Here is a 5,263-nt window from a genome sequence, read left to right on the forward strand (position 1 = left end):
GGCGTCTACTGGGAGAGCCCGACCTGGTCGCCGGACGGCACCCAGCTCGCCCTGGTCCGCAACCACGACACCCTGGTGACGGTCGACGTGGCCACCGGCGCCATCCGGGTGCTCGTGCAGGGGCACTACATGGTCCGGCCGAACTGGTCCCGGGACGGCTCAATGATCGTCACCCGGTGGCACAGCCGCTCGGAGGGTCCGCAGCTGAAGACGCTGACCCTGGCCACCGGGAAGCTGCGGCGGATCTACCTGCCGGAGGCGGCCGGTGAGAACTTCGACTGGCCGGTCTTCATGCCGAACTCGGAGCGGGTGGTGTTCTGCACCAACCGCTGGACCCGGGACACCGACGTGCCCAGCGGCGCGGCGCTGGCCTCGGTCCGGATCGACGGCACCGGGCTGAAGCGGCTCACCGACACCCCGCGGCTCTACCTGTCGCCGGTGTTCTCTCCGGACGGCCGCTACTGCGCGGCGCTGTCCGTGCCGCCGACCAACGAGTACCCGGACGGCGGCAACATCATCGTCTCCACCAGCGGCTTCGGTGAGCCGTGGTGGATCCCCGGCGACGAGTACGACGACAGCAGCCGGCTGGACTGGGCGCGCGCCCTCTGACCTGATCCACCCTCCGACGCGGCGGCCGGCTTCCGGCCGCCGCGTCGGCGTCTCCGGACACCGTCGCGCCGATCGCGGCCTTGGACGTCGTGCGATGCGAGGCTGGACGCCAGGACGGTCGCCGGGGACGTTGGGGAGGGTGCGATGCCGGAGCCACCGGCCGGAGGGACGTGGCGTGGCGCGCAGGCGCACGGCCGCCGGGCCAACCGGCGCAGCTACCACGACGGCGCCAGGGTCAACGGGTACGTCGACGACCCGTACCACCGGATCCGCCGCGCGGTCGCGGCCCGGATGGTGGCCGAGGGCGTGACCGGGCGGCTGCCGGTGCTGGAGCTGGGTTGCGGCCCGCGCGGCATGCTCGACCCGGCGGACCTGCCGGTGCCGCTGGTCCTGGCGGACCTGGCGGAGACGGCGTTGCGCGACGCCCGGCGGGCCGCCGGGCCGGGTGCGCTGCCGGCCTGCCTGGACGCCACCCGCGGCCTGCCGTTCCGGGCGGGCAGTTTCGGCGGGCTGGTCACCGGTGAGCTGATCGAGCACGTGTACGACCCGGTGGCGCTGCTGCGCGAGTGCCACCGGGTGCTGGCGCCGGGCGGGCTGCTGGTGCTCACCACCCCCAACCTGGCCACCGTGCAGGACCGGGTGTCCTTTCTGCTCGGCCGCGCTCCGCGCCAGGTCGACCCGCTGCACCCTTACCTCTGGCTGCACATCCGGCCGTTCACCGCGTCGCTGCTGCGCCGGGTGCTCCGGCGGGCCGGGTTCGTGCCGCTGGCGATCCGCTCCAATCAGGTCGGCTGGCGGCTGCCCAGCGGCCGGTGGGTCACCTCCCGGCTGCTCGCCCGCGTGGCGCCGGGCCTCGGCGGTTCGCTGATCTGCGCGGCCCGCCGGGCCGCCGGGCCGCCGTCACCGACCGTCTCGGGGCAGCCGAACAGCGTGTGATCGTGATATTGACAAAGGGCTATCATGGGGAAATCGTCATCGACCGGGGGATGTCATGGCCCGCCTCTTGACCTGGGTCGTCAACAATCTCGACGCCTTCATCGGGCTGCTCCTGGCCTTGACCGTCGCCGTCCTCGGGCTGACCAGCACCGTCAGCCAGGAGGTGGTCAACAGCGCCATCCTGCTGATCCTCGCCCTGCTCGCCCAGGCGATGCTGCGGGACCGGCTGCGCCGGGAGACCGCCGAGCACCAGGTGCGGCACGTGCTCAACGACACCCGGGACCGGCTCACCGAGCTGGTGCCGCAGATGCGGGAGATCACCGGCCCGGAGGGCGCGCTGAACCGGGCCCGGGAGGCCATCGACAGCGTCTCGATGGTCCGGGTCCTCAACGGCACCGAGGTCGGGCAGGCGCTCGCCGAGGCCCGCCGGCACACCGACCGCTGGGACTTCAAGGGCGGCACCGGCACCTACACCCGGGCGGTCACCCTGCCGGAGTGCCTCGACCACGCCCGCCGGCGCAACGCCACCCTGCACTTCTCCATCGAGATCATCGACCCGACCGACGAGGGCGTCTGCGAGCGGTACGCGCGGTTCCGGCGCAGCCTGGCGCCGAACGCGCCGGGGGAGCGGTGGACCGTCGACCGCACCCGCAAGGAATCCTTCGCGACCGTGCTGGCCGCCTGCTGGCACCTGCAGCGGTCCGGGCTGCTCACCATCGACGTGCGGCTCTCCCCACGGATGAGCACCTTCCGCTACGACCTCTCGTCGAGCTGCGTCATCATCACCCAGGAGAATCCGCAGACCCCGGCGCTGCGCATCGACCGCAAGGAGCTGTACTACAACCGGTACAACATCGAGCTGCAGTACAGCCGGGAGCAGAGCCGGCGGGTGCCGATCGAGGCCGCCGGGCAGGTCAAGCTCGACGACGAGCCGTCCGTGGAACAGGTCCGCCGGCTGTTCACCGCGCTCGGCCTGCCGCTGCCGCGCTCCTTCGGTGACCGCGAGGTCGCCGACATCGTGGGCAAGGCCATCCAGGCGAGGGACCCGTACGCATGATGACCTACGCCGAGCTGGAACGGGAGATCGACCGGGGCACCCGGCCGGAGCTGCTGCGCCGCTGGGTGCTCGACGTGCTCGACGACGTCGCGGACGGCCGCCGGCCGCTCCGCGCGGTCCGCCACCCGCTCGGCTTCACCTGCCTGCCGGTGGACCGCACCGGCCCCGACGGGATCTGCGTGCACGCCTGGCCGGCCGGCCCGCCGCCGGTCGAGCCGACCACCTCCGCCATGCACTCGCACAGCTGGGATCTGCTCAGCCACGTGCTGCACGGCCGGGTGCGCAACGAGCTGATCGAGGTGACCGACGCGCCCGCCGAACCGGTCTGGCGGGTGTACGAGGTGCGCAGCCGCGCGGACGTCGACGAGATGGCCGCGACCGATCGCCTCGTCACCGCGGTGACCGCCACGGTGGAGACGCACGAGGCCGGCGACTCGTACGCGCTGCGCGCCGGCGGGTTCCACACCTCCGAGGTGGACCCCGGGCAGCCGGCCGTGACGGTGGCGCTGGGGCGTACCACGCCCGGCGGCTGCGACCTGAGCCTCGGCGCGGTGGACGGGCGCAGCCACCGGGTGCGCCGGGACCGATGCGAAGCGGCGGAGACCGCACGGATGGCGCGGGAGATCGCGCGACTGGTGGCACGGGGCTGACACGGCTGGAGGAGCCATGGACGTGAAGCCGCTCGGAACCGGGCCGGACCTGCGCGAGGCGCACCGGTTCGCGGTCGACGCCGCACGCGCCGCCGGAAAGGTGCTGCGCGCCGGCATGAGAGGCGAGCTGCACGCCCGCGCCAAGAGCGCCTCCGGCGACCTGGTCACCGACCTGGACCTGGCCGCCGAGCGGTTGATCGTCGACCGGATCCGGGCCCGCTGGCCGGAACACGGCGTGATCGCCGAGGAGGGCGGCGAGTACGCCGCCGACGACGCCTGGGCGTGGCTGGTCGACCCCCTCGACGGCACCAACAACGTGGCGATCGGGCTGCCCGCGTACGTGGTCGGCATCGCGCTCTGCGAACGCGGCTCGCCGGTGCTCGGCGTGGTCCACGACCCGGTCGCCGGCCGCACCTGGTCGGCGGTGCGCGGGCAGGGCGCGTTCGTGCACGCGGCCGGGCCGTCCGGCCGGCCGCTGCGGGCGCCGCACCGGCCGGTGCCGTCCGCCCCGGTGCTGGCCTGGACCCAGGGTCACGAGGTACGCCGGGACGACAGCACCGCCCGGGCGTTGAAGGTGGTGCTGGACTCCACCGCCCGGCGGGTGCTGCAACTGTGGGCGCCGCTGCTGTCCTGGGTGATGCTGGCGCGGGGTGACATCGACGGCATCGTCGGCTACCGGCCGGAGGCCGTCGACCTGCCCGCCGGGATGCTGCTCGCCGCCGAGGCCGGGATGGTCGTCCGGGCCCTCGACGGCGGCTGCTTCGACGACCGGTATGGCTGCCCGGCCGAGCGGCGCAGCTTCGTCGCCGGGCCGCCGGAGAGCATCGACCGGCTCGTCAAGCTGGTCACCGCGGCCCAGTGGATCGAGCCGCAGGTCCGCCACCTCACCCCGATCAGCCTCACCACCGTCGGCTGGTGATGCCACGTACTTCCACCCCGAGCAGCCTACTCGAACACACGTTCGATCCGGCCGGCTGTCGCGTGTCTAGTCCTTCGTGCGGGACGGACGGGAAGCCATACCCCCGCTACGCGGAGCTTGGCTACGTCCGCTTTAAGGGCTGTTGGGAACGGAACGGCGCTCCTTTTCCGTGCGCTCAGGGTGCATGTCGCCCGGTGTCACTGGGGGGCGACCAGGGACGTTGGTGCACAACTGTCCCGGCTCAGCACCGCACACGGGGCAGGGGCGGTACGACTCGACGGGCCCCGGATCGAGGTCCCTCGCCTGGGCCGCTCGGACGATCTCGTCGGCCGCGTGGTGTAGCTCGAGGTCCCGATGTCTCACCGCAGCCATGTGGATTCGCTGGAGCGCGCTTCGCGCCAGCTCCCCTGGGTCAGTCATCCAACCGACCTTCCCGCTATGCTCGCCGCCACACGCACCCCTGTTTGCCTGCGAAAACGCACGATACGGGCCTGCGTGGAAGCCAAATAGGCCGATCATGTCAAGCGTCTGGTGGGACGCCACCGTCCCCACCAACCGGCAGGGACGGCAGAGAACCAGCAGGAAGCGGGGTCGCCGAGCCGCTCGGCCACCAGGGCTCGCAGGTCGTCGCGGACCGCGTCGGCGTCCCACACCGCCGGATACGGCAGACGTTGTATCGCGTCCGGACGGCATGTCCGGCCTGTGCGAGCTGCCAGCACGCCTTGACCTCAAGCTCGGCGAGCAGGCCGGGCACGAGCCCGGTCGGGGTGCGGCGCGGCTCGACCCGCCCGAACCTGCCCGCGAACGTGATGAGTGCCTGGTCCACGACCTGCTGCCATCCGGAGACGTCTACGCTGTGACCAGCGGCCACCGCAACATGCGACTGTTGTCCAATCAGCCAGCCCATGCGGTGGCTGCGCTGCGCTTATCGGCCCGACCAAGATCCCGAACGGGCGGCTGCCGTACTAGATGATCGATTCCAAGGGGTGTGGGGTAGCGAGTAAGCGCAAGGGCATCCATGATCGGCGTTGCCTAGGCAACGAGACCATGGAGGCCACGTGCACGTCGATCTGGACACCCTCGCGACCGCAC

Annotated in this window: 6 protein-coding genes; 5 read left to right on the top strand and 1 reads right to left on the bottom strand. The window is 72.3% G+C overall.

Annotation, left to right across the window (positions count from 1 at the left end):
* From DKT69_RS06675 to DKT69_RS06695, 5 genes are all read left to right on the top strand, one after another.
* Positions 1-609: TolB family protein (locus DKT69_RS06675; RefSeq protein WP_201749520.1), on the top strand; the 609-nt coding region annotated here is incomplete at its 5' end.
* A gap of 144 nt (positions 610-753) precedes the next feature.
* Positions 754-1,545, top strand: coding sequence for a class I SAM-dependent methyltransferase (locus DKT69_RS06680; protein WP_109800701.1), 792 nt, complete (start codon positions 754-756; stop codon positions 1,543-1,545).
* Between the two features lie 55 nt (positions 1,546-1,600).
* Complete coding sequence (locus tag DKT69_RS06685; RefSeq protein WP_109800702.1) at positions 1,601-2,602, top strand: hypothetical protein; 1,002 nt, start codon at positions 1,601-1,603, stop codon at positions 2,600-2,602.
* On the top strand, positions 2,599-3,252 hold the full coding sequence (locus tag DKT69_RS06690; protein ID WP_109800703.1) for a hypothetical protein: 654 nt from the start codon (positions 2,599-2,601) through the stop codon (positions 3,250-3,252). Before DKT69_RS06685 ends, DKT69_RS06690 begins: the two co-directional genes overlap by 4 nt.
* Positions 3,253-3,268: 16 nt before the next feature.
* Positions 3,269-4,171 carry an inositol monophosphatase family protein gene (locus DKT69_RS06695; RefSeq protein ID WP_109800704.1) on the top strand — a complete coding sequence of 301 codons (903 nt, stop codon included), beginning with the start codon at positions 3,269-3,271 and terminating at the stop codon, positions 4,169-4,171.
* Between the two features lie 132 nt (positions 4,172-4,303).
* On the opposite strand, the gene DKT69_RS41370 is transcribed toward DKT69_RS06695, so the two are convergent.
* Positions 4,304-4,864 (bottom strand): zinc finger domain-containing protein, encoded by a 561-nt coding sequence (locus tag DKT69_RS41370; protein WP_438361810.1) that lies wholly within the window; start codon positions 4,862-4,864, stop codon positions 4,304-4,306.
* Between the last annotated feature and the right edge of the window lie 399 nt (positions 4,865-5,263).

It is taken from the genome of Micromonospora sicca, assembly GCF_003172935.1.
GTDB classification, from domain to species: Bacteria; Actinomycetota; Actinomycetes; order Mycobacteriales; family Micromonosporaceae; genus Micromonospora; species Micromonospora sicca.

Bases quoted from the DNA above. Each gene is read 5' to 3' on its own strand.
- DKT69_RS06685 (WP_109800702.1), top strand. From the start codon at position 1,601: ATGGCCCGCCTCTTGACCTGGGTCGTCAACAATCTCGACGCCTTCATC.
- DKT69_RS41370 (WP_438361810.1), bottom strand. From the start codon at position 4,864: ATGCCGTCCGGACGCGATACAACGTCTGCCGTATCCGGCGGTGTGGGA.
- DKT69_RS06690 (WP_109800703.1), top strand. From the start codon at position 2,599: ATGATGACCTACGCCGAGCTGGAACGGGAGATCGACCGGGGCACCCGG.
- DKT69_RS06695 (WP_109800704.1), top strand. From the start codon at position 3,269: ATGGACGTGAAGCCGCTCGGAACCGGGCCGGACCTGCGCGAGGCGCAC.
- DKT69_RS06680 (WP_109800701.1), top strand. From the start codon at position 754: ATGCCGGAGCCACCGGCCGGAGGGACGTGGCGTGGCGCGCAGGCGCAC.